Source organism: Neisseria sp. RH3002v2g, from assembly GCF_014596425.2.
Lineage (GTDB): Bacteria > Pseudomonadota > Gammaproteobacteria > Burkholderiales > Neisseriaceae > Neisseria.
The window spans coordinates 521,962-542,628 of record NZ_CP110721.1 but is presented as its reverse complement, the minus strand read 5'-3'; the positions used below and the strand labels follow the sequence as shown (position 1 = coordinate 542,628).

24 protein-coding genes are annotated in these 20,667 nt (G+C 50.1%); 14 read left to right on the top strand and 10 right to left on the bottom strand.

Annotated elements, in window-relative coordinates:
• Positions 1–148: 148 nt before the first annotated feature.
• From BBP27_RS02585 to BBP27_RS02565, 5 genes are read left to right on the top strand one after another with little or no spacing between them, the layout of a single operon-like run.
• Positions 149–826 carry a pilus assembly FimT family protein gene (locus tag BBP27_RS02585; RefSeq protein ID WP_188211622.1) on the top strand — a complete coding sequence of 226 codons (678 nt, stop codon included), beginning with the start codon at positions 149–151 and terminating at the stop codon, positions 824–826.
• Positions 827–841: 15 nt separating this feature from the next.
• On the top strand, positions 842–1,507 hold the full coding sequence (gene pilV, locus BBP27_RS02580; RefSeq protein ID WP_188211621.1) for a type IV pilus modification protein PilV: 666 nt from the start codon (positions 842–844) through the stop codon (positions 1,505–1,507).
• Positions 1,508–1,509: 2 nt separating this feature from the next.
• On the top strand, positions 1,510–2,445 hold the full coding sequence (locus BBP27_RS02575; protein ID WP_188211620.1) for a PilW family protein: 936 nt from the start codon (positions 1,510–1,512) through the stop codon (positions 2,443–2,445).
• Entirely contained in the window at positions 2,424–2,972 is a 549-nt protein-coding gene (locus BBP27_RS02570) for a pilus assembly PilX family protein (RefSeq protein ID WP_188211619.1), read from the top strand. The genes BBP27_RS02575 and BBP27_RS02570 overlap by 22 nt, the downstream gene beginning before the upstream one ends.
• Positions 2,973–2,976: 4 nt before the next feature.
• Positions 2,977–3,465 (top strand): PilX family type IV pilin, encoded by a 489-nt coding sequence (locus BBP27_RS02565; protein WP_188211618.1) that lies wholly within the window; start codon positions 2,977–2,979, stop codon positions 3,463–3,465.
• Between the two features lie 52 nt (positions 3,466–3,517).
• On the opposite strand, the gene BBP27_RS02560 is transcribed toward BBP27_RS02565, so the two are convergent.
• Positions 3,518–4,138 carry a Smr/MutS family protein gene (locus tag BBP27_RS02560; protein ID WP_070583413.1) on the bottom strand — a complete coding sequence of 207 codons (621 nt, stop codon included), beginning with the start codon at positions 4,136–4,138 and terminating at the stop codon, positions 3,518–3,520.
• Between the two features lie 135 nt (positions 4,139–4,273).
• Between BBP27_RS02560 and BBP27_RS02555 the strand changes: the two genes are divergently transcribed.
• The 6 genes from BBP27_RS02555 (at position 4,274) to mutL (ending at position 10,663) form a co-directional block, all read left to right on the top strand.
• Complete coding sequence (locus tag BBP27_RS02555; RefSeq protein ID WP_036490612.1) at positions 4,274–4,651, top strand: hypothetical protein; 378 nt, start codon at positions 4,274–4,276, stop codon at positions 4,649–4,651.
• Positions 4,652–4,786: 135 nt separating this feature from the next.
• The gene (gene trpE, locus BBP27_RS02550) at positions 4,787–6,262 is read left to right on the top strand and encodes an anthranilate synthase component I (protein ID WP_070583410.1); all 1,476 of its coding nucleotides are present in this window, start codon (positions 4,787–4,789) and stop codon (positions 6,260–6,262) included.
• Between the two features lie 43 nt (positions 6,263–6,305).
• The gene (locus BBP27_RS02545; protein WP_070583408.1) at positions 6,306–6,875 is read left to right on the top strand and encodes an RNA 2'-phosphotransferase; all 570 of its coding nucleotides are present in this window, start codon (positions 6,306–6,308) and stop codon (positions 6,873–6,875) included.
• A gap of 83 nt (positions 6,876–6,958) precedes the next feature.
• Positions 6,959–8,095: a 5-(carboxyamino)imidazole ribonucleotide synthase gene (locus BBP27_RS02540; RefSeq protein WP_070583406.1), complete on the top strand. Its 1,137-nt coding sequence runs from the start codon at positions 6,959–6,961 to the stop codon at positions 8,093–8,095.
• Positions 8,096–8,167: 72 nt separating this feature from the next.
• Positions 8,168–8,650 (top strand): GNAT family N-acetyltransferase, encoded by a 483-nt coding sequence (locus tag BBP27_RS02535; protein ID WP_070583404.1) that lies wholly within the window; start codon positions 8,168–8,170, stop codon positions 8,648–8,650.
• Between the two features lie 36 nt (positions 8,651–8,686).
• On the top strand, positions 8,687–10,663 hold the full coding sequence (gene mutL, locus BBP27_RS02530) for a DNA mismatch repair endonuclease MutL (RefSeq protein WP_070583402.1): 1,977 nt from the start codon (positions 8,687–8,689) through the stop codon (positions 10,661–10,663).
• Between the two features lie 57 nt (positions 10,664–10,720).
• Here mutL and kdsA read toward each other — a convergent pair whose 3' ends face one another.
• The 3 genes from kdsA to BBP27_RS02515 form a co-directional block, all read right to left on the bottom strand.
• Positions 10,721–11,563, bottom strand: a complete 843-nt coding sequence (gene kdsA, locus BBP27_RS02525) for a 3-deoxy-8-phosphooctulonate synthase (protein WP_003747068.1) — start codon at positions 11,561–11,563, stop codon at positions 10,721–10,723.
• Between the two features lie 74 nt (positions 11,564–11,637).
• Positions 11,638–12,021, bottom strand: coding sequence for an aspartate 1-decarboxylase (gene panD, locus BBP27_RS02520; protein ID WP_036490602.1), 384 nt, complete (start codon positions 12,019–12,021; stop codon positions 11,638–11,640).
• Positions 12,022–12,099: 78 nt separating this feature from the next.
• Positions 12,100–13,641: a YdgA family protein gene (locus BBP27_RS02515; protein ID WP_188211617.1), complete on the bottom strand. Its 1,542-nt coding sequence runs from the start codon at positions 13,639–13,641 to the stop codon at positions 12,100–12,102.
• A gap of 175 nt (positions 13,642–13,816) precedes the next feature.
• Here BBP27_RS02515 and BBP27_RS02510 point away from each other — a divergent pair, with 175 nt between their 5' ends.
• Positions 13,817–14,407 carry an aminodeoxychorismate/anthranilate synthase component II gene (locus BBP27_RS02510; RefSeq protein WP_188211616.1) on the top strand — a complete coding sequence of 197 codons (591 nt, stop codon included), beginning with the start codon at positions 13,817–13,819 and terminating at the stop codon, positions 14,405–14,407.
• An 87-nt stretch (positions 14,408–14,494) separates the two neighbouring features.
• Positions 14,495–15,523 (top strand): anthranilate phosphoribosyltransferase, encoded by a 1,029-nt coding sequence (gene trpD / locus BBP27_RS02505; protein ID WP_049322694.1) that lies wholly within the window; start codon positions 14,495–14,497, stop codon positions 15,521–15,523.
• Between the two features lie 64 nt (positions 15,524–15,587).
• Here the strand turns inward: trpD and BBP27_RS02500 are convergent, their stop codons facing one another.
• From BBP27_RS02500 to BBP27_RS02475, 6 genes are all read right to left on the bottom strand, one after another.
• Positions 15,588–15,902 carry a CsbD family protein gene (locus BBP27_RS02500; RefSeq protein ID WP_063068178.1) on the bottom strand — a complete coding sequence of 105 codons (315 nt, stop codon included), beginning with the start codon at positions 15,900–15,902 and terminating at the stop codon, positions 15,588–15,590.
• A 119-nt stretch (positions 15,903–16,021) separates the two neighbouring features.
• Positions 16,022–16,588: an SGNH/GDSL hydrolase family protein gene (locus tag BBP27_RS02495; protein ID WP_188211615.1), complete on the bottom strand. Its 567-nt coding sequence runs from the start codon at positions 16,586–16,588 to the stop codon at positions 16,022–16,024.
• A gap of 122 nt (positions 16,589–16,710) precedes the next feature.
• On the bottom strand, positions 16,711–16,968 hold the full coding sequence (locus BBP27_RS02490; RefSeq protein WP_188211614.1) for a hypothetical protein: 258 nt from the start codon (positions 16,966–16,968) through the stop codon (positions 16,711–16,713).
• 89 nt (positions 16,969–17,057) lie between these two features.
• A complete protein-coding gene (locus BBP27_RS02485; protein ID WP_188211613.1) occupies positions 17,058–17,540 on the bottom strand; it encodes an SEL1-like repeat protein in 483 nt (160 codons plus the stop codon).
• A gap of 71 nt (positions 17,541–17,611) precedes the next feature.
• Positions 17,612–19,774, bottom strand: a complete 2,163-nt coding sequence (locus BBP27_RS02480) for a heavy metal translocating P-type ATPase (protein ID WP_188211612.1) — start codon at positions 19,772–19,774, stop codon at positions 17,612–17,614.
• A gap of 99 nt (positions 19,775–19,873) precedes the next feature.
• A complete protein-coding gene (locus tag BBP27_RS02475) occupies positions 19,874–20,083 on the bottom strand; it encodes a heavy-metal-associated domain-containing protein (RefSeq protein ID WP_004565749.1) in 210 nt (69 codons plus the stop codon).
• Between the two features lie 147 nt (positions 20,084–20,230).
• Here BBP27_RS02475 and cueR point away from each other — a divergent pair, with 147 nt between their 5' ends.
• Positions 20,231–20,623 carry a Cu(I)-responsive transcriptional regulator gene (cueR, locus tag BBP27_RS02470; protein ID WP_223168910.1) on the top strand — a complete coding sequence of 131 codons (393 nt, stop codon included), beginning with the start codon at positions 20,231–20,233 and terminating at the stop codon, positions 20,621–20,623.
• Positions 20,624–20,667: the final 44 nt, after the last annotated feature.

Below are 20,667 nucleotides of genomic sequence, written 5' to 3'. Positions count from 1 at the left end.
TGAAAAACTAACCAAATTTCATATTTCATTAGTCACGCATTACAAAATCGTTTAAAATAAATCTAATAAAAGCAAAAGCATTGCCGCAGGCAAATGCAAAAAGAGAAAACGTCAGTTACCCCAACACATTACTACCAAAAAATCACTCATGTATCAGACACAAAAAGGCTTCACCCTAATTGAGTTGCTGATCGTCATTACTATTGCAGCAGTAATGGCCGTCATCGCACTTCCCAATATGAATCAATGGATTGCCTCCAGACGTGCGGCATCGCAAGCAGAGCAAATTGCCAATCTGCTGCGCTTCGCGCGTAATGAGGCCGTCCGTCTCAATCTTCCCGTTTACATCTGCCCGGCCAAAATCAAATCCGATGGCTCGCATAATGGTTGCATTCACAAAAAAAACAGTACCAGTACCAGTATTGGTATGTTGGCCTACGCCGATAAAAACGAAAATTCCAGCTATCAAAATGATGAAGACGATTTATCTATCCGCTACATCATTCTCAATGGCGACACTGAAAAAGTGGAATACCGCTTCGACTATATTCCCATCGGTACTTCACGTTCCCCCCTCTCCTCTTCCGATCCAAAAGAAGTCTGGTGGAAATTCCTGCGCAATGGTACATTTGAATATTCAAACAATAAGGGCGAGAGTTATCAATTTTCAGACGGCTACATCAAAATCAGCCTAACAGATAAATCCGCTGCCGATCCTGAAACCAAAAAAGCCCGTGCTACCGTACTTTTAATTAATGGCAATGGGCATGTCGAAATCTGTGCTAAAAACGATGATCGCGAAATATGCGAATACACTTCCGAATAATAACAACGGTATCTTATGAACATTACTAATCCTACTCATCTCAGATCATTTAAAGGCCGTCTGAAAACGAGATCAACAAGCTTTACCCCAAAACTCCAATCAGGCATGACCCTGATTGAAGTTTTGATTGCCATGTTTGTCCTTGCTATCGGCGTACTCGCCCTGCTGGCTGTTCAATTGCGTACCGTAACCAACGTACGTGAGTCTGAAAATCAAACCACAGTCGCCCAAATTACACAAAATCTGATTGAAGGCATGCTCATTAATCCGACGCTTTCTGAAGAGGCCGATACTGCAGGCAATAAAACCTCCCGTTATAAAAAATCCTACGATGCTTACATCACATCAAGCTCTGAACAGCTGAAAGACTCAAAGCAAACTAATGAATTTAAAGATAAAATGACAAAAGCGCAACTTGCGCAAGCTCAAATTACCCAGTTTAAAGCCGATTTAGCCAAAGCCCTTCCCGAAGCCCAAGTCTTCTCGACCATCTGCAAAGATTCTTCCGGTGCAGAGCCGACTTATGAAAATGGGTTTAACGCAAAATGCGATGGTAAAGGCGACACGACCATCGTGAAAGTTTTATGGTTGCAAGATGTCGAAGAAGAAAATACCGCAAAAAATCTCAATACATCGGGACATCACGTTGTCTATACCTACCAATCACGCGTAAGAGACTAACAATGAACAATAAACGCTTACTCAACCATATTCCCAATAAAACCACGATGCGCGGTTTCAGCATCCTTGAATTTCTGGTTGCCAGCCTGCTCAGCATGATTGTCTTAATGGCTGTCAGCTCCACCTACTTTACTGCACGCGGATTGAACAAATCTGCCAACACCCGTATCGGTATCCAACAAGATTTGCGCAACGCCGCCAATATGATCGTCCGTGATGCACGTATGGCAGGCAATTTCGGCTGCTTCAATATGTCTAATTTTCCTGCCTCTGCAGTAACAGAAGAAAAAAGCTCGGATGAATACACATTGAAAACGGCTGGTGTGAATAATCTGTTACCGATTAAAGAAATCAATAAATTAGGCTATGCAGGCTTTGCTCAAACCGGCAAAGCCCTGCTGTTTCAATATGGAATCGACAAAGCAAACCCTGCTGCAAAAACTGCTATTGTCAGCAGCTGTTTCGGCATTGCCAAACCTCAAACAGAAATTAAAGATTTGGATGCGGCAAAAACGGCTTTGAAAATTACCGACTCTGATCAAAACGGCAGTATCGCCATTATGAAGCATGAAATGATTGCCTATGCCGTCGGTAAACTTGGTGAAGAGAGTGGCTTATTCCGTTTCCAATTATCAGATGATGGCTCATGGGGTAATCCGCAGCTACTGATTAAAGGCATCACTGCTATGGATATTCACTATATCTATGCAGAATGTCCTCATTCTGAAAATGCTTCTGCCAGCGGCGTAAATACAGAATCATTTGAATACAAAAACGCATTGGATAGCTCAGCTGAAGCCAAGTCTCCTGCCTCAATCCAAATCGTACTGAATAACGGCAGTATCGACTCATCGAAAGAACAAGACAATAAAGTCGATATCTACAATATTAATGCCACCATCCGCGGAGGAAACGTATGCGCCGACCGATCACTCTAATAAAACCTGACCGGCAACAAGGCTATGCTTTGTTTATCGTATTAATGATGATGATCGTCATCGCCCTGCTCGTGGTTACAGCCACCCAGTCCTACAATACCGAACAGCGTATCAGCACCAACGATGCCGACCGCAAACTGGCAACCTCCTTGGCCGAAGCCGCATTGCGTGAAGGTGAAAATCAAATTTTTGATATTGAAGGGAAAAAGACTAATTTTACCAAAGAGTGTAAAGATGGTTTTTGCGCCACACCTAACGTGAAATCTGACAGCGAAGCCATCGAAGAAACCGCTACTGAAGATGCCTGGAAAAGAAAATGTGATAAAAATCAAAATCTTTGCATCGATGCCAACGGTAAAGAATACTCTCTAGGTAAAAATAGCGGCATTGCAAAAAATCCACGCTACATCATTGAATATTTAGGTAAAACTACTGAAGGCCGAATCACCTACCGCGTTACCGCCAAAGCATGGGGTAAGAATGCCAATACCCAAGTCGTCCTTCAGTCTTACATTGCCAGCGAATAATATAATGAATACCACCTCTACCCAACAACTAGGCTTTACGCTGGTTGAGATGATGATTGCCGTCGCCATCTTAGCCATCCTAAGCATCATTGCCATTCCCTCTTACAACCGCTACATTGAACGCGGCTACCAATCACAAGCGCATGCCGAGTTAGTCGCCATCAATTCTGCTTTTAAAAACCAGATAGTTAAAAATCCAAAGTGGAAAACTGATGAAATTAAAACCAAGTTGGATGACTTTATCTCCTCATATAAAGGTCATAAAGATTTGGTAGACAAATACCAATACTCTGCCGAAATGATTGATGCCAATAAAAGCCGAGCCTATCGTTTGAAAGCCATACCCATCAAAACAGGCTATACCCTTTCCGTTTGGATGGATAGTTTGGGCAATGCTTACAAATGTACTGATATTGACTCTGCCGATAAGTTCAAAACTACAATGACAAATGGCAAAGGTTGCGAATCGGTTTCCAAAAAGAAATCTTCTTAGTCTGACAAACATAAAAAGCAGTGTCATCTTACTGACACTGCTTTTTTTTATTTTACTGCTTCCAATCATCGTCTCGGCGTTGGCGTTTCAACAAAATCCTGACTGCGCCATCATTGCCTTGTCGGGGCTCGACATAAGCCAACACATCAGGATGCTGCATCAACCAGCGGCGCGTCATATTTTTCAAAACCGGTTTATAGCCTGAAGAACCCAAGCCGCTGCCGTGGACAATCTCGCCGCAAACGCCGCGTTTTTTCGTAAACTCAATAAATTCGTTCAATACCTGCTGCGCTTCCTCCTGCGTATAGCCGTGCAAATCTACATCCGCTACCACGGGATAATGGCCGTTTCGCAAACGCATCAAATCATTTTTACCCTGCCCATTTTTACTGAACGAAGCCGGCGGTTCTTCCCAGCCGCCGCTGCCTACATAAAAATAATCTTCCTGCTCCAAAGTCGCCATTTCTTTGGGGCGCGGCTTCATAGGTGATTTATCGCGGGGCTGTTCATAATAGTTGCCGGCATTTTTCAACGGCGTAACCTTACCAACTGCCTTGCTGAAATCCACATCCTCTACCTGCTTTTTAGCCTTCGCTTCCGCCTCCCGCTCCGCAGCTTCCTTTTTCGCCTGTTTGCCCAAAGCCTTCAGCGTTTCTTGAAAGTTTGCCGTCATGGTTTGTCCTTTCCAAAAAATTGATTGCATACATTATAGCAAACCCGATTACAAGGCCATCTGAAAGACTCTTATCATCGCACCTTGTTTAGGGTATAGTATTGTCGCCTTGTCAGTCTTACAAAGAGAAAAATCATGTTTAAACGCCCGGAAGAAATTATTGTTTTGGTACTTGCCCTATTATGGGTCGCACTCAGCTACTACTTTGCCGCCATCCTGATTTCAGATGCCTACACCATCCTCCTGATTACCGTACTGACTTTCGTTTGGGCGGCCATCTGTTTCCTTTTATGGCAACGCAACTTAAGCCGTCATATTTGGCCGCTGTTCCTCGGCAGCCTGGTTGCCTGCTGGTGGCCGTACTTCACTTGGCTTGCAAGCGATGTTCCCGAAGGCACATGGTATTCAGGCTGGACATTCAAATCCATTATTGCCCTGATTCCCGTTGTTGCCGCTTATGTTTTCAAGTGGAAACGGAGCCGAAAAAACAAAATCTCCAATACCCTTGCCTGATACCTCGCGCCGTCTTTTTCAGACGGCGTTTTCCATATCTGACATAACGCTCAGACTGTCAACAATTCCAATAAAATGCTATACTCTTCACACGATTTAACACCCTAAAACAGGCCGTCTGAAAGACTTATCAAGATGATCAGCAAACAAGAATACCAAGCACAAGCCGCACAAGGTTACAACCGCATTCCACTCGTTCAAGAGCTGCTTGCCGATTTGGATACACCGCTCTCAATCTACCTCAAACTAGCCAACAAGCCTTTCACCTACCTGCTCGAATCCGTTGTCGGTGGCGAACGCTTCGGCCGCTATTCCTTCATCGGCCTGCCTTGCAGCCATTATCTCAAAACCAGCGGCAAACATGTCGATGTGTATCAAAACGGCGAAATCGTCGAACAACACGACGGCAATCCCCTGCCCTTTATCGAAGCCTTCCACAACCGCTTCAAAACGCCCGAAATCCCAAGCCTGCCGCGCTTTACCGGCGGCCTGGTCGGCTACTTCGGTTATGAAACCATCTACAATTTCGAACATTTTGCCCACCGCCTGAAACATACGGCTAAAGCCGATCCGCTCGGTACGCCCGACATCCTCCTGATGCTCTCGCAAGAGCTTGCCGTAGTGGATAACCTAAGCGGCAAAATCTACCTGATTGTTTATGCCGATCCCTCTCAAGCCAACGGCTACGAACGCGCGCGCGAACGTCTTGAAGACATCCGTACCCAGCTACGCCAAAGTTGCGCCATCCCGCTCTCGCTCGGCAGCAAGCAAACGCAAGCAGTCAGCGAATTTGGCGAAGAACCTTTCAAAGCCTGCGTCAACAAAATCAAAGACTACATCTTTGCAGGCGACTGCATGCAGGTTGTCCCCAGCCAACGCATGAGCATGGAATTTACCGACAATCCGCTTGCCCTCTACCGCGCCCTGCGTACGCTGAACCCATCGCCATATATGTTCTACTACGATTTCAGCGATTTCCATATTGTCGGCTCTTCGCCCGAAATCCTCGTCCGCCGCGAACGCGACGATGTCATCGTCCGCCCTATCGCCGGCACGCGCCTGCGCGGCAAAACACCAGCCGAAGACCTAGCCAACGAACAAGACCTGTTGAGCGATGCCAAAGAAATTGCCGAACACGTCATGTTGATTGACTTGGGACGCAACGACGTCGGCCGCATCAGCAAAACCGGCGAAGTCAAAGTCACCGACAAAATGGTGATTGAAAAATACTCTCATGTAATGCACATCGTTTCCAACGTCGAAGGCCGTCTGAAAGAGGGCATCACCAACATGGACATCCTCGCCGCCACCTTCCCCGCAGGCACACTTTCCGGCGCTCCTAAAGTCCGCGCCATGGAAATCATCGAAGAAGTCGAACCGAGCAAACGCGGCATCTACGGCGGCGCAGTCGGCGTATGGAGTTTCAACAACGACATGGACCTGGCCATTGCCATCCGCACTGCCGTGATTAAAAACAATACCCTATTCGTCCAAAGCGGCGCAGGCGTAGTTGCCGACTCCGACCCAACTTCCGAATGGCAGGAAACCCAAAACAAAGCCCGCGCAGTAATACGCGCAGCGCAAATGGTGCAAGAAGGATTGGATAAATAGTTTTCAGACGGCCTACGCTCTGAAATAACTAAACAACAAGATTATGATACTAAAAGAAAAACAACTAAAATCCATCAGCAAATTCCTCAGCTTTATCTTGCGTCATCATCCCGAGCAAATCGGTATTACTTTGGATAAAGACGGCTGGGTGGATATTGATACCCTACTGACGCAGGTAAACCATCCCGAGCGCGGCTTTACGGGTAATCCGCTGACCTACGAAGTATTGTTGGAAGTGGTCGAAAACAACGACAAAAAACGATTTACAATTTCCGAAGACGGTAAACGTATCCGCGCTGCGCAAGGTCATTCGACGGCACAAGTTCAGGTCGAACACAAAGTGGCAACGCCTCCTCAGATTTTGTATCACGGTACGGCTGAGCGCTCTGTTCCGTCTATTTTGGAGCAAGGCCTGCATTCTGCCTCGCGCCATTTTGTCCATCTGTCTGCCGATGCCGCAACAGCCGTCAACGTCGGTTCCCGACACGGCAAGCCGGTTGTATTAACCATCGACACTGTCGCCATGCTTGCGGCAGGACACCAATTTTATCTGGCGGACAACGGCGTATGGTTAACTGAAAACGTTCCGCCGCAATTTATCGGCAAGCTTTAAAACATCAGGCCGTCTGAAGCCGTAAAACCATGTTCAGACGGCCTGCAAACACCCTACCCAATTTCTTCATAAAGCGATTATCCATGAACACATCCCCCATCCTCCCTCCTGCTATGCTCGGCATTCTTGGCGGCGGACAATTAGGCAGAATGTTTACTGTTGCTGCCAAAACCATGGGCTACAAAGTAACCGTACTCGATCCCGATCCGAATGCGCCGGCAGCGGAATTTGCCGACCGCCATTTGTGCGCGCCGTTTGACGATGAAGCAGCTTTGGAAGAATTGGCAAAATGCGTGGCGGTTACGACCGAGTTTGAAAACGTCAATGCCGACGCGATGCGTTTTCTCGCCAAACACACCAATGTTTCCCCCAGCGGCGACTGCGTTGCCATCGCGCAAAACCGCATTCAGGAAAAGGCATGGATACGCAAAGCAGGCCTGCAAACCGCGCCGTATCAAGCAGTTTGCAAGGCCGAAGACATCACTGAAGAAAGCGTACAATTTCTGCCCGGCATCCTGAAAACTGCCACTTTGGGCTACGACGGCAAAGGCCAAATCCGCGTCAAAACATTGGATGAACTCAAAGCCGCATTTGCCGAACACGGCGGCGTGGATTGCGTTTTGGAAAAAATGGTGGACTTACGCGGCGAGATTTCCGTTATCGTATGCCGTCTGAACAATGACAACGTGCAAACCTTCGACCCTGCCGAAAACATTCACGAAAACGGTATCCTCGCCTACTCCATCGTCCCTGCGCGACTGAGTGCCGACGTGCAGCAACAGGCGCGGCAGATGGCGCAGCGTTTGGCCGATGAATTGAACTACGTCGGCGTATTGGCGGTAGAAATGTTTGTTGTCGGCGATACACATGAATTGGTCGTCAACGAAATCGCGCCGCGTCCGCACAATTCCGGCCACCATACCATCGATGCCTGCGCGGCAGACCAATTCCAGCAACAGGTTCGCCTGATGTGCAACCTATCTCCGGCTGACACCAAATTGCTGAGCTCTTGCTGTATGGCGAATATTTTGGGCGACGTTTGGAAGGAAGACTGCGGCGAACCCGAATGGTTGCCGCTGCAAAGCAACCCGAATGCACATCTGCATCTTTACGGTAAAAAAGCCGCGCGCAAAGGCCGAAAAATGGGCCACTTTACCGTCTTGGCCAACGATGCGGACAACGCGTTCCAAACCGCACAAACCTTACATCAAAGCCTGTAACCTTACCCACTTTTTTCAGACGGCCTTTGATTGCCAAAGGCCGTCTGAAATCAATTTTTCCGACCATCCGCCATGAGCCTTCTGACCATCCTCCGTCCAGCAACCGAAAAAGACTGCCAAGACATACACAACGCCCATCTACACGCCGTTCAATACGCCTGCATCCGCAGTTACGATGAAACCATTATGCACACATGGGAAAGTCTGCTCGACATCAACAGCTATTTGGAAACCATCTCTGATAAAAACAAAGCTTTGTGGGTGGTCGAATACAAAGGGCTGATTCAAGGCTTCTTCCAAGTCGATTTCAAAGAAGCGCAACTGGACGCCTTATACGTCCATCCGCTCTTCCACAATCTCGGCTTGGGTACGGCCCTGCTCAGCCGCGCTGAAGAAATGGCACGAAATGCAGGCCTCAGCTTTCTCAAACTGTATGCCTCGCTCAATTCCGTGCCTTTCTATCGGCTCAACCGTTATGAATCGCTCGGTACTGCCGTATTGCAGCTGAACAAAACCGTCCGCGTCGAATGCGAATTGATGCGCAAATACCTGTAATTTCCCCTTCCGCCGTTGCTTTTTTGAAAGAAACCGATGTCCCGAATTGCCGCCCTGCCCGACCATCTCGTCAACCAAATCGCCGCCGGCGAAGTGGTCGAACGCCCTGCCAACGCCTTGAAAGAAATTGTTGAAAACAGTATCGATGCAGGCGCGACAGCGATTGATGTCGAGCTGGCCGGCGGCGGCATCCGCCTCATCCGCGTCAGCGACAACGGCGGCGGCATCCACCCCGACGACATCGAACTCGCGCTCCACCGCCACGCCACCAGCAAAATCAAAACCTTAAACGATTTGGAACACGTTGCCAGCATGGGCTTTCGCGGCGAAGGCTTGGCCAGTATTGCCTCCGTCAGCCGCCTGACCCTGACCAGCCGTCAAGACGGCAGCGCGCACGCTACCCAAGTCAAAGCAGAAGACGGCAAACTCAGCAACCCAACCGCCGCCGCCCACCCCGTCGGCACCTCCATCGAAGCCGCCGAACTTTTCTTCAATACCCCCGCGCGGCGCAAGTTCCTCAAATCCGAAAACACCGAATACGCCCACTGCGCCACCATGCTCGAGCGCCTCGCGCTGGCGCATCCGCACATCGCCTTCTCGCTCAAACGCGACGGCAAACAAGTGTTCAAACTTCCAGCCCAAAGCCTGCATGAACGTATTGCCGCCATTGTCGGCGATGATTTTCAGACGGCCTCATTGGAAATTGACAGCGGCAATGGCGCGCTAAGGCTCTATGGCGCGATTGCCAAGCCGACTTTCGCCAAAGGCAAAACCGACAAACAATACTGCTTCGTCAATCATCGTTTTGTCCGCGACAAAGTCATGCTCCATGCCGTCAAGCAGGCATACCGCGATGTATTGCACAACGCGCTGACGCCTGCTTTCGTCCTCTTCCTCGACCTGCCGCCCGAAGCCGTGGACGTCAACGTCCACCCGACCAAAACCGAAATCCGCTTCCGCGACAGCCAGCAAGTACACCAACTCGTGTTCCACACGCTCAACAAAGCCCTTGCCGACACGCGTGCCGACTTGACCGAAAGCGTCAGCAACGCAGGCGAAGTGTTGCATGACATTACCGGCGTTGTTTCCACCCCAATGCCGTCTGAAAACGACAGCGAAAATCTGTTTGATGGTGCATCCAGCTACCCGACAGACAACAAATCCGACACACGCAATGCCTTTGTTTCATCAGGCAAAACCGCGCCCATGCCTTACCAAGCTGCACGCGCGCCGCAACAACGCAGCCTGTCCCTGCGCGAAAGCCGCGCGGCCATGAATACTTATGCCGAACTCTACAAAAAAACCGACGATATCGACCTTGAGTTGAGCCAATTCGAGCAGGCACGTTTCGGCAATATGCCGTCTGAAATGCCTACCCAAAAAACAGATACGCCGCTTTCAGACGGCCTTCCATCACAATCCGAACTGCCGCCGCTCGGCTTTGCCATTGCCCAATTACTAGGCATCTATATCCTTGCCCAAGCCGAAGACAGCCTGTTGCTCATCGATATGCACGCCGCCGCCGAACGCGTCAACTACGAAAAAATGAAACGCCAACGTCAGGAAAACGGCAACCTGCAAAGCCAGCGCCTGCTTATTCCCGTAACCTTTGCCGCGTCCCACGAAGAATGCGCCGCCCTTGCCGATCATGCAGAAACGCTGGCAGGCTTTGGCTTGGAATTGTCCGACATGGGCGGCAATACCCTTGCCGTCCGCGCCGTCCCCGCCATGCTCGGCAAAGCCGACGTCGTCTCGCTGGCCAAAGATGTATTAGGCGAACTCGCCCAAGTCGGCAGCAGCCAAACCATCGAAGAACACGAAAACCACATCCTCGCCACCATGTCCTGCCACGGTTCCGTCCGCGCCGGCCGCCAACTTACCCTGCCGGAAATGAACGCCCTCCTGCGCGATATGGAAAATACGCCGCGCAGCAACCAGTGTAATCACGGCCGTCCGACTTGGGTCAAACTGACTTTAAAAGAATTGGATGCGTTGTTTTTACGCGGACAGTAACGCCGATAAAAAGGCCGTCTGAAACTGCTTTCAGACGGCCTTTTAAATTATTTGCCTTTAACGAATATCCATAGGCGCAAACGATTTCACGGTTTCATCGATTGCTTTAACACGGGTCAGGAAATCTTCCAATTGCGCAAGCGGCAATGCGCTTGGGCCATCGCATTTGGCTTGGTCGGGATTGGCATGGGATTCGAGGAACAAACCGGCCAATCGGGTTGCCATACCGGCAAGCGCCAAGTCCAATACTTGGGCGCGACGACCGCCTGATGCTGCTGCACCGGATTCGCGCGTTTGCAGGGAATGGGTTACGTCAAAAATAACGGGCAGGTTGTGACACGTTTTTTTCATCACGCCAAAACCGAGCATATCGACCACCAAGTTGTCGTAGCCGAAGTTCGCACCGCGTTCGCACAAAATAATTTGCTCGTTGCCTGCTTCTTGGAATTTCTCGACAATGTTTTTCATTTGAGACGGGCTGAGGAATTGCGGCTTTTTGATGTTGATGACATTGCCGGTTTTCGCCATAGCCACCACCAAATCGGTTTGGCGTGCCAAGAAGGCAGGAAGCTGGATGACATCGCAGACTTCGGCAACCGGCTGGCATTGGTAAGGCTCGTGAACGTCGGTAATCACGGGAACGTTAAACTCGCGCTTCACCGCTTGAAAAATCTTCATGCCTTCGTCCAAACCCACACCGCGGAAAGAGTGGATGGAAGAGCGGTTTGCCTTGTCGAAAGAGGCTTTGAACACGTAAGGGATGCCGAGTTTATCGGTTACTTTAACGTATTGCTCACAGGCTTTCAGCGTAGAGTCGAGGTCTTCAAGGACATTGATGCCGCCGAAAAGGGTAAAGGGCGCATCGTTGCTGACGGTGATGTTGTTGATTTGGATATTCACGGCAAAGCCTTTCAGATAAGTTGAATTTGGGAAACAGGCCGTCTGAAACGTTTCAGACGGCCTTTGTTTGAATATTACAACACGGTGTGCGGCGGCTCATAAGAAATCACGTCGCGGATTTTGTTGTTCTCATCAACGAGGACGACTTTCGGCTCATGCGCTGCAATTTCGGGTTCAGACAACATGACGTAAGACATGATAATCACGATGTCGCCTTTTTGAACCAAACGCGCGGCCGCGCCATTGAGGCACACGACGCCGCTGCCGCGTTCGCCGGGGATGGTGTAGGTTTCAAGACGTTCGCCGTTGTTGTTGTTGACGATGGCGACTTTTTCGTTCACGCAAATACCTGCCGCATCCAGCAGGTCTTGGTCAATGGTAATGCTGCCGACGTAGTTGAGATCGGCTTCGGTAACGGTGGCACGGTGGATTTTGCCGCCGAGCATGGTACGGAACATGGGTTTCCTTTTTGATTGTGGGTTGATTTGCGGTTTTAACTTCAGTGAAGCTAAAACCGCTGTTTGTGTGATTGAGGATTAGTTATTGGGAAAGTCTGATTCGTCAAACTCGGGTTCCGGGTCGCTTTGAAGGACTTTTCCGTTTAATTTCAACTCGCTGTTTTGCAGAGTCAGATGGGTTTTGACATTATCGTCTTCTAAGGTCAAATATTTTTCTCTTGCCATGCTTTTAATGGTGCTGTCTACCATCAGGCGCAAGGTCTCGTTGATATCGTCGATGCTGGCGCGGCCTGCGGCTTCATCTTCGGCATTGACGCTAAACAGGCTGCTGGCTTGGTTGACGGCGAGCTGCTCCAACAATTTTTGCGGTACGCTCATGTTGAAGTCGGCTTCGGTTTTCTTCAGCATATCGCCCAGGCTGTTGAGGTCTTTGGCTGTCAAACCTTTAAAGGCAAGCTTGCCGCTGACATCGACATCACCATTAGGCATGGTAAATTTGAAAGTTTTGACGTTTAAAACCGGATTGTTGGTAAACAGACCCGAAGCCTCGTTTTTGGCCGTCTGAAGCAAAGAAGCCTGAATTTCCTCTTCGCTCATTTTCTTCACAGACACTTCGGCAATTTTGTTTTTCAACGCCAAAAGCGATGCGGCGTCCAAATGCTCGGCAGCGACGTTGATGTCCAGAGGGCCGTATTTGTCTTCGCCATAGGTCAGGCTTTCAAATTGGAAGCGGCCTTCGCTGTTGATGAATTTATCGACTTCGCCGGTCTGGGTATCGAAACGCAGTTTGTTGACTTCGATTTTAGACGGAGCAATCGTGCCGGTCGGATTGATGAATGCACCGATTTGCAGATTGGTTACGAGGTTGACCAACTCATTCAACTTAACGTTGTAATCGATGTTTTCTTTCCATTGCAGCAGGAATTTATCCAGCGTAATGCTGCTCTTGCCCAAAGCAAGCTTGGTCAGGCCGTCTTCCGTTTCGGATTGGAAGCGCAGGTTTTCCAAAGACACATCGCCTTTGTCGGCCAATTTGACTTGTAAAGACGGCGCAAGGTAATCGTGGCGATAGCTTTTGAAGCCTTGGCTGTAATCGGTATTGCCGCCAAAACCTTTCCAGTTGAGCTTGATACCGGAAAGCTCTTCATAATCGAAGGCGGGAATATTGAGGCTGAGTTTGCCGTCGCCGGAAAGATAAACCGTATTGGTCATGGTCAACGGCGTTTGCTGGCCGAAGAAGCGGTCCAAAACTTTTTTGGTTTCCGGATGGTATTGGAACTCGGTTTCCACGTGGGCGCGCGTGCCGAAACCTCCGGCAAACGGGCCGTGTGTCACGTGGTTGATGACCGTAATCGGCTCTTGCAGGACGGTTTTCAAATTGTCCGGCAGATATTTTTGCGTATTTTGAAGCAGGGTCGGCTTGAGGCGGATGACGGTCGTCTCGGTTGAACTGAACCAGCCGCGATCGTATTGGTGGGACTCAACGGTCAGGAAACCGGATTCCTGCAACAGCTTTTGTTGCTCGGTCAGGCTTTCTTCCGCTTTGACACCAAGATAATAAGGCGTGCCGAGCGCAGCGGCGACAACAACGGCGGCAGTCGGGATAAGATACTTTTTCATCACTTCAAACAGATTAGGTTCAAAGCGTAAAGCATAGCATTTTTTAGCTGTTTTGTCTTATCCGCCGTTTCAGACGGCCTTTAGGTAAAGATTGTGATATTATGCAAACATAAACGATTTTTACACTTTTGGCAGACCTTACCCTGTCTGCCAAAATGTCATTAAAGGTTTGCAAATGCTTTTATTTATCGACAATTACGACAGCTTCACCTACAACATCGTCCAATACTTTGCCGAATTGGGGCAGGAAGTTTTGGTTCGCTGCAACGATGAAATCACCATCGAAGAAATCGAAGCCGTGAAACCTCAATATCTGGTCATCGGCCCCGGCCCTTGTTCCCCGAAAGAAGCAGGCATTTCTGTTGCGGCCATGCAGCACTTTGCCGGCAGGCTGCCCGTCATGGGCGTGTGCCTCGGCCATCAAACCATGGGCGAAGCGTTCGGCGGCAATGTCGTGCGCGCGCAAACAATGATGCACGGCAAAGTCTCCCCTGTTTTCCATCACGGCACAGGCATGTTTAAAGACCTGCCCAATCCGGTCAACTGCACGCGCTACCACAGCCTCGCCATCGACCGCGCCACCCTGCCCGACTGCCTCGAAATTACCGCATGGACGGAAGACGGCGAAATCATGGGCGTACGCCATAAAGAATATGCCGTCGAAGGCGTACAGTTCCACCCCGAAGCCCTGCTGACCGAACACGGCCACGATATGCTGAAAAACTTCTTGGAAGAATTCAAAAACTATCGCCCGCAAAAATCTTAATGAAAGGCCGTCTGAAAGGTGTTTGACAGTGTTCAAACCGCATTTTCAGACGGCCTGAATCACACCGGACACGAACAAAGGAAAATCATGATTACCCCTCAACAAGCGATTGAACGCCTCATCAGCAACAACGAACTTTTCTACGATGAAATGACCGACCTCATGCGCCAAATCATGAGCGGCCAAGTTCCGCCCGAGCAAATCGCCGCTATCCTGACCGGCCTGCGGATTAAAGTTGAAACCGTTTCCGAGATTACCGCCGCAGCCAGCGTGATGCGCGAATTTGCCACCAAAGTGCCGCTAGAAAACGCCGATGACTTGGTCGATATTGTCGGCACGGGCGGCGACGGTGCCAAAACCTTCAATATTTCCACGACTTCCATGTTTGTCGCGGCTGCGGCAGGCGCGAAAGTCGCCAAACACGGCGGACGCTCTGTTTCTTCATCCAGCGGCGCTGCCGATGTCATGGAACAAATGGGCGCCAACCTCAACCTCAACCCCGAACAGGTTGCCCAAAGCATCCAGCAAACCGGTATCGGCTTTATGTTCGCGCCCAACCATCACAGCGCCATGCGCTATGTTGCCCCTGTCCGTCGTTCGCTCGGTTTCCGTAGCATCTTCAATATCTTGGGCCCGCTGACCAATCCGGCCGGTGCGGCAAACCAACTTTTGGGCGTGTTCCACATCGACTTGTGCGGCATTCTTTCCCGCGTATTGCAACAGCTTGGCTCCAAACATGTTTTGGTCGTGTGCGGCGAAGGCGGTTTGGATGAAATCACGCTGACCGGCAAAACCCGTGTTGCCGAACTGAAAGACGGCAAAATTACCGAATACGACATCAGCCCAGCCGATTTTGGCATGGAAATCCGCCGCAATTTAGACGAAATCAAAGTCGAAAATGCGCAAGAATCCCTGCAAAAAATGAACGAAGTGCTGGACGGCAAAGCCGGTGCCGCACGCGATATCGTCGTCCTCAATGCCGCTGCCGCGCTCTATGCAGGAAATGTGGTTGCTTCGCTGGCAGACGGTGTCAAAGCCGCTCAAGAAGCCATCGACTCCGGCAAGGCCAAAGCCAAAAAAGACGAATTTATCGAATTTGGCAAACAGTTTGCCTAAGCTTTAAAACCATAAACAAAGGCCGTCTGAAAAATCTTTCAGACGGCCTTTTATTCTTTAAATATTAAAATTTGCTTTTAATATCATTAATCAAGCCTTCAGCTTTTTCTTTGGCTTCTTCAGCCAAGTGTGCTACTTTCTCTTTGGCTTCATCGGCTAAAGCAGTTGCTTTTTCTTTAGCTTCTTCAAACAATTGCGAACCTTTTGCTTTACCTTCTTCTAAAGCGTCACTGGCTTTGCTTTCAATATCTGATGCTGCTTCTTTTACTTTGCCAACGCCTTGTTGAACCAAGCCTTCAGCTTCAAGTTTAGCATTGCTGGATACATCGCCAGCCACTTCTTTTACTTTACCGCTGATTTTATCTAATTCGCCGCTCATGGTTATACTCCTGGATTAATGTTGATAAGATTAGTGCTGCATTACCTTATGTCGGGGGCTTCGTTTCAACTTTAAAGGCCGTCTGAAAGACAAAACATGATAAAACGAGTTAAGTCAGGTTAATCCATCTGTTTCAATATCGCTTCGGCTACTGCCTCGCCTATCATCTTACTGCCAAACTCGTTGAAATGAAGCCCGTCACACAGCATCACATCGGTCAAATCCTGCTCAAACATCAGGCTGTATAAATCATTGATGGAAAAGCCATATTGCCTTGCCAAATCCTCCGCCACACGGTTATAGGCCTTCAAATCAGCCAGATAGCGGCGCGAGGGTTTGACGATATTGTGTACGCTTTCCAAAAACGGCGTACTGCTCGCCCAAATAATTTTTGCACCTGTCTGTTTCAGATAATCGAAAATTTGGATCAGGTTGTTGCGGTAGGTTTCTATATCGGCCCCCGGCCCGTTACAGCCTTGATTGTGGCGGATGTCGTGCAAACCGCAGTTGATGTGGATAATGTCTCCCACAGTCGCGCCCTCTGTCCATTGCCCGATATGCTCTAATACATCATGCGACGAACGGCAGTTTTCCGATGGAGAAACAATATCCGCCTCAGGCAAAGCGGCGCGCGTGTAAGGCTCCGATGCAAGCCGCACGGAGTCGCCGATTAAGTAAACGGTCATTTTTGTTCTCCTCCCTTTATTTGAACCAACAGTAAGGCCGTCTGAAATATCACTTATATTATTATAAGAGTGCTATTTCAGACGGCCTTAACTTCAGTCAAGTTCTATCGTTAAATCATCAATTAACGCTGACTGTTTTTATAAAAATCAATTAATTGCTTGGCCTGCAACATGGGCAGCCCAAAACGGTCGCTTACGACTTTCAAATCCTTCCATTCCTGACCGGTCAGATTTTTCCCAACCCATTTGAGGTTTTCCGGATTGCTTTTGATTTTCTCAAAATACGCCTGCTTGCGTTTCCAGTTACGTGACCACACCAGCAACATGGTAAAAATACATAAAACAATCAATACAATATTGGTAAACAACATCATGTCCATACGACATACTCCCGCTTGAGTCTCGAAATCAGAAAATATGGATTAAAGGCCGTCTGAAAAACAGTCTTCAAACGGACTCAGCGTGACGCTCAACGTTGCATTTCCATCATTAACGCCTGACAAGCGGATTCGTTTTCCAAAGCACAAGATTCGCTCAGTTGGTTTAAACGGCTGTCGCGGTCTGGTGTATTGCCTTGCGCCATCTCTGCTTTAGTTTCTTCAAAATTGGTACAGGCATTGTCATAACCGCCTTTACAGGCTCGCTCGTAGAGCTTGACCGCTGCGGCATAATCCATGCCCAAACCGCTGGACGGATTGAGATACAGATTACCCAAAACATTGCAGCCGCGCATATTGCCGCCATCGCAGGCTTTTTTCAGAAACGGATACGCATGAGCAGGCGCTTCAAGATAATCGCGCATCCAAATGGCCGCAGTGACGCAACTCTCCAGATTGTTCCGATTGCATTCCCGTATCAGCTTATCGTGCTGCTTCTCGCTGTAATCCTCAGCCTGCACGCTAAATGCAGTGGCAACCAATGCTAAACCAAACAATAAACGAAGTGTTTTCATCTGATTATTTCTCCAAAAATATTTGATGACAGGCCATCTGAAAAAACAGTCTTCAGACGGCCTTTATATTATCACTCAATATTCACCCGTTTCAGGCGCAAGGCATTGCCCAACACCGAAACCGAGCTTGCCGCCATTGCCGCGCCTGCGATGACGGGGTTTAAAAAGCCGAGCGCGGCGAGCGGAATGCCCAAAATATTGTAGAAGAAGGCGAAAAACAGGTTTTGCTTGATGTTTTTCAAAGTCGCCTGCGATACCAGCAAGGCATCGGCGAGTTGGTTGACCGAATGCTGCATCAACGTCGCAGATGCGGTGTGTTCGGCAACATCCGCACCGCCTTTCATCGCAAAGCTGACGTTGGCGGCAGCGAGCGCGGGCGCGTCGTTGATGCCGTCGCCGACCATAGCTACAGTTTTGCCGGCAGCTTTGAGTTTCTGCACTTCGGCGGCTTTATCGCGCGGACTCATATTACCAAAGGCGTGTGCGATGCCCAGTTGTTTGGCGACATATTCGACCGTGCCTTGGTTGTCGCCGCTCATAATATAGACATCGATATTGTGTTTTTTCAGACGGCCTACGGCTTCGGCGGTATCGGCTTTCAACGCGTCTGCAAGTGCGAATGCGCCGATAGGTTTGTTATCGACTGAGACTGCAACAATGCTTGCAATGTCCCAAACGCCGTCTGAAAACTTCGGCAAGGTCAGTTCGGCAAATTCGGCTTTGCCTGCTTTCACCAAGCCCACGCCTTCCACTTCGGCGGTAATGCCTGCGCCGACAACGGTTTGCGCGTTTTGTGCGGTGGGAATGTCCAAACCGCGCGCTTGGGCGGCAGAAACGATGGCGCGAGCAAGCGGGTGGGCGGCGTTTTGTTCAACAGCAGCTGCGATGCGGTACAAAGCGTCTTCGTCAAAGCCGCTGTCGGGAACACAATAAACGGCGGCAACTTGCGGCTTGCCTTCTGTCAGCGTGCCGGTTTTGTCCAACACGACGGCATCGACGTGGGCGGCTTCTTCCATTGCCGCCGCATCTTTAAACCAAATACCGTGTTTCACTGCTTTGCCCATGCCGACCATAATCGCGGCAGGGGTTGCCAGACCGAGCGCGCACGGGCAGGCAATCACCAAAACGGCAACGGCGTGCATCAGCGCAACCGTCCAATCGCCTTTAATCAGCCAAGTAACAATAAAAGTCAAAAGCGCGATGCCCACGACGGCAGGCACGAATACCGCCGCCGCCTTATCCGCCACGCGCGCAATCGGTGCTTTACTGCCTTGTGCTTCAGAGAGCGCGTTCATCATGTCGCCGAGCAATGTTTGGCTGCCGAGTTGTGTGGCGCGGTACACCACGCTGCCTTCGGTCATCAGCGCGCCGGCCAACACTTTGCCGCCTGCTTTTTTCTCTTCGGGATTGGATTCGCCGGTAAGATGACTCTCGTCCGCCCAGCCGCTGCCGCTTTCGATGATGCCGTCGGCGGCAATGCGTTCGCCGTGGTTGGCGCGGATAAGGTCGCCGATTTGCACTTGGTCGATGGGCAGTTGTTTCCATTCGCCATCGCGTTGCACGTTGACTTGGGTCGGCGTGAGCTTGAGCAGCAAGCCCAAGCTGTTCAGGCTGGATTTTTTGGTGCGGTGTTCCAAAAATTTGCCCAGCGACACAAAACCAATCACCATCACGCCTACTTCAAAATACACGTGTGCCATGCCGTGCGCCGCGTGCGGGCTGAAAAACAGCATATAGACGGAATACAGGTAAATCGACACCGTACCGATGGTAACCAACACGTCCATATTCGCCAGTCCGCCCTTAATGCTCGCCCACGCGCTTTTGTAAAACGGGATGGCCAGCCAAAGTTGCACTATGCTTGCCAGCACAAATTGCCACATCGGCGGAATCATCCAATCGTGCCGCCCGATCATCATGCCTGCCATGCCGATTAAGAACGGAATATTGATGACCAGCAAAAGCCACAGCCTCCAGCTTACATGCGCTGTTTCTTCGGGCTGCGGCAGCGCGTCTTCCGTTTTTTCCTTCGCGCCGTAACCGGTTTTCTCAATGATTTTGGCAATGTCTGCGGCGGAGGTTTTGCTGTCGTCAAACGTAACCTGCGCCTCCTCGCTGGCGAAGTTCACCCCCGCCGATTCGACAAAATCTTTTTTGTTCAACACTTTTTCAATACGCGAAGCGCAGGCCTGACAGGTCATGCCTTCGATTTGGAAACGGACTTTTTGTTGCATGGTTTCTTCCTTCTGAATGTGGTTGGGCTACCTGAAAAAAGCGGAGCAGGGTTTTCAGGTAGCCTTTGGGGTGTTGCAGTCGATTTGTTGCGATTCGATTTACAAAGCCGCATCAAAGCCGCCGTCTTCCACCGCTTCTATCAGCGCGGCGGGGTTGGTTTGGGCGGGGTTGAATTCCACGACGGCATTCTTGTTTTCCAGGCTCACTTCGGCCTTGTCCACGCCGTTTACGCCTTCGAGGATGCTGGTAACGCTTTTCACGCAGCCGCCGCAGGTCATGCCTTCGATGTTTAATGTGATGGTTTGCATAGGGTTTCCTTTCTGTTGGAATGAGGCTGAGGTTTTAAAGCCCGTTGCAGCCAAAGCTTTCAGGTAACCTGAAATGATGGGTCTGCTCTTGCTTTCCCGCTAAGTGCCGCCACTATAAAGCTTTACCCGAAGTAAAGGTCAAGCATCATGATGAACATCAGCCAGGCCGCGGCCGAGAGCGGCCTTTCCGCCAAACAAATCCGCGACTACGAAAAGCACGGCCTAATCGCCCCGGCTGCGCGCAGCGAAGCGGGCTACCGCCGCTACGGACAGGCCGACCTTGTCCGGCTGCGCTTTATCCGCCATGCGCGGGAAGTGGGCTTTTCGCTGCCGCAGATCGGGCAGCTTTTGAGCCTGCAACACAACCCGCAGCGCACCAGCCGCGAAGTGAAAACGCTCACCGCGCGGCACATCACCGAGCTGGAAGCCAAAATCGAACGCTTGCAGGGCATGGTGGCCGAGCTGCAACGTTGGCACGATGCCTGCGCGGGAGACGACTGCCCGGATTGTGCGATTTTGGCCGGGCTGGAGGAGCGTTAGGCGGCTTGGGCAGAATAGAAACAGGCTACCTGAAAAGTTTCAGG